General features: G+C 67.0%; 3 protein-coding genes. 2 read left to right on the top strand and 1 reads right to left on the bottom strand.

The window, feature by feature from the left end:
• A partial coding sequence (gene prmB, locus JMF90_RS31605; protein WP_201325904.1) for a 50S ribosomal protein L3 N(5)-glutamine methyltransferase occupies positions 1-658 on the top strand: 658 nt, incomplete at its 5' end.
• A 131-nt stretch (positions 659-789) separates the two neighbouring features.
• A complete protein-coding gene (gene cls / locus JMF90_RS31600) occupies positions 790-2,229 on the top strand; it encodes a cardiolipin synthase (RefSeq protein WP_201316979.1) in 1,440 nt (479 codons plus the stop codon).
• 51 nt (positions 2,230-2,280) lie between these two features.
• Here the strand turns inward: cls and JMF90_RS31595 are convergent, their stop codons facing one another.
• Positions 2,281-2,760, bottom strand: a complete 480-nt coding sequence (locus tag JMF90_RS31595; RefSeq protein ID WP_011549528.1) for a glutathione peroxidase — start codon at positions 2,758-2,760, stop codon at positions 2,281-2,283.
• Positions 2,761-2,911: the final 151 nt, after the last annotated feature.

The following is a 2,911-nucleotide window of genomic DNA, read 5'->3' as shown; positions in this document are numbered from 1 at the left end:
CCTCACGCACGAAGCATGGATGCACGGCCACCGCTTCTACGTCGACGAACGCGTGATCGTGCCGCGCTCGTTCATCGGCGAACTACTCGACGACGGGCTGCAGCCGTATGTCGCCGATCCCGAGCAGGTCGGCGCGGTGCTCGAACTGTGCACCGGCTCCGGCTGCCTCGCGATCCTCGCGGCAAGCGCGTTCCCGAACGCCGAGATCGACGCGGTCGACCTGTCGGACAAGGCGCTCGAAGTCGCGGAAATCAACGTGCGCGACTACGGCCTCGAAGACCGCATCGGGCTGCACCGCGGCGACCTCTACGCACCGCTGCCCGCGTTCCGCACCGATCCCGACTCGCGCTACGACGTGATCCTGACGAACCCGCCGTACGTGAACGCGGCGTCGATGGCCGCGCTGCCGCCCGAATACCGGCACGAGCCGGAGATGGCGCTCGCCGGCGGCGACGACGGGATGGACATCGTGCGACGCATCGTCGCCGAAGCGCACCGCTGGCTGCATGACGACGGCGTGCTCGTCGTCGAGATCGGCAACGAGCGCGAGCACGTCGAAGCGGCATTCGGCGGCCTCGAGCTCACGTGGCTGCCCACCAGCGCGGGCGATGACGCCGTATTCCTGATCCAGGCGTCGGACCTGCCCCGCAAGGGCTGAGCGTTGCCGGCCCACCCGCCGTGCGGCGCCCCGTTGCGCCGCACGGTTGGGTAAGATGCGCGTAGGCGGCCGCCCGGCCGCACGACTTCGGGAGTCCCACCGGGTGTCCCGCAGGAGTCCTTTAAGCGCCCATGACCCTCGACTGGCTACATCTCGGCACCCTGATCCTGACCATCCATGTGCTCGGGATCGTCGCGGCGTGCCACGCAATCATGAACACGCGCACGTCGCAAGGCGCGATCGCGTGGGCCGTCTCGCTCACGGCCATGCCGTACCTGACGCTCGTTCCATACCTGTTCCTCGGCCGTAGCAAATTCTCCGGCTACGTCGACGCCCGGCGCCACGAGCTGGAAATGTTGCGCACACACACACCGCGTGCGCCGTGGCGCGCGACCGATGCGACCGACGGGCCGGCCGCCGACGCGCTGGGGCAGGCTGCCGTGCTCGCGCTCACGCGGCTCGGCGGCATGCCGTTCCTCGGCGGCAATTCGGTACGCACGCTGGTCAACGGCGACGCGACATTCTCCGCCATCCTGTCGGCGATCGACGACGCGCGCGACTACGTGCTCGTCCAGTTCTTCATCGTGCGCGACGATGCGCTCGGCCGGATGCTGCGCGACGCGCTGCTCGCGCGCGCGGCCGCCGGCGTACGCTGCTGCCTACTGTACGACAGCATCGGCAGCTTCGACCTGCCGCACAGCTACGTCGACGCATTGCGCCGCGGTGGCGTCGAGGTCCATCCGTTCGCGACCAACCGGAAATTCGTCAATCGCTTCCAGTTGAACTTCCGCAACCATCGCAAGATCGTCGTCGTCGACGGCAATCGCGCGTTCGTCGGCGGCCACAACGTCGGTGTCGAATATCTCGGCGCGAAGCCGCGCCTGTCGCCATGGCGCGACACCCACATCGAGATCCGCGGCCCCGTGGTGGCGAGCATCCAGTACGTGTTCGCCGAAGACTGGCACTGGGCGACGCAGAAACTGCCGCCCATCGCGCTGCCGCCGCCCGTGCAGCCCGGCGACGGCATGCATTGCCTCGCGGTGCCGATGGGGCCGGCCGACAAGCAGGAAACCGGCTCGCTGTTCTTCGTCGAATCGATCAATGCCGCCCGCGAGCGGGTCTGGATCACCACGCCGTACCTCGTTCCCGACGAAGCCGTGGTCTCCGCGCTAAAACTCGCCGTGATGCGCGGCGTCGACGTACGCATCCTGATCCCGAGCCGGCGCGATCACTACGTCGTGTTCGAGGCGTCCAAGCTTTATGCGCGCGACCTCGTCGATGCGGGCGTGAAAGTGTTCCGCTACCGGCCCGGCTTCCTGCACCAGAAGGTCGTGCTGATCGACCGCATCGCGGCGGCGGTCGGCAGCGCGAATCTCGATAACCGTTCGTTCCGCCTCAATTTCGAGGTCATGGTCATGACCGTCGATCGCGCGTTCGCCGGCGAAGTCGAGACGATGCTCGATGCCGACTTCGCGCAGGCGTACGAGGTCGATGCGGACGAATACCGGCAGTCGCCTGCCTGGCGGCGCATCGCGATGCACGTCGCGCGGTTGTTCGCGCCGATCCTGTAACGGCGGCGCACGCACGATCCGCACCGGCGCGGCGCACGCCGCGCATCGCCGTCACAGCAGCTTGTCGATGTCCGCTGCGATTTCATCGGGCTTGGTGGACGGCGCGTAGCGCTTGACGATGCGCCCTTCGCGGTCGATCAGGAATTTCGTGAAATTCCACTTGATCGCCTTGAGGCCGAGAATGCCGGGCGCCTCGTCGGTCAGGTAGCGATACAGCGGATGCGCATGGTCGCCCTTCACGTCGATCTTCGCGAACATCGGGAACGTGACGCCGTAGTTGCGCTCGCAGAATGCCCCGATCTGCGCGGCATCGCCCGGCTCCTGCTTGCCGAACTGGTTGCACGGGAAGCCGAGCACGAAGAAGCCGCGCGCCGCGTACTGGTCGTACAGCTTCTGCAGACCCGCGTACTGCGGCGTGAAACCGCACTCGCTCGCGGTATTGACGATCAGCAGCACCTTGCCGCGATACGCGTCGAGCGATACCGGCGCGCCGGCGAGCGTCTCTGCGCTGAACGAATACAGGGTGGACATCGGGCACTCCTTTTACGAAACCGATCGACGTGGAGTCTAGGCGAAATTGCGCCGTTGCGGCATCCGCCGAACGGCCGATGCCCGGCGCGACCGGCGCGCGGTCTAGAATAGCGGTTTTCGCCAGCCATTTCCGCCGTGATCCGTTTCAATC

It is taken from the genome of Burkholderia sp. E168m23 (assembly GCF_016586125.1).
In the GTDB taxonomy this organism is placed as follows: Bacteria; Pseudomonadota; Gammaproteobacteria; order Burkholderiales; family Burkholderiaceae; genus Burkholderia; species Burkholderia orbicola.
This window is presented reverse-complemented; position numbering and strand designations above follow the sequence as displayed.

What these genes read in the sequence shown, in the direction of transcription:
- cls (WP_201316979.1), top strand. Translation starts at nt 790, where the DNA reads ATGACCCTCGACTGGCTACATCTCGGCACCCTGATCCTGACCATCCAT.
- JMF90_RS31595 (WP_011549528.1), bottom strand. Translation starts at nt 2,760, where the DNA reads ATGTCCACCCTGTATTCGTTCAGCGCAGAGACGCTCGCCGGCGCGCCG.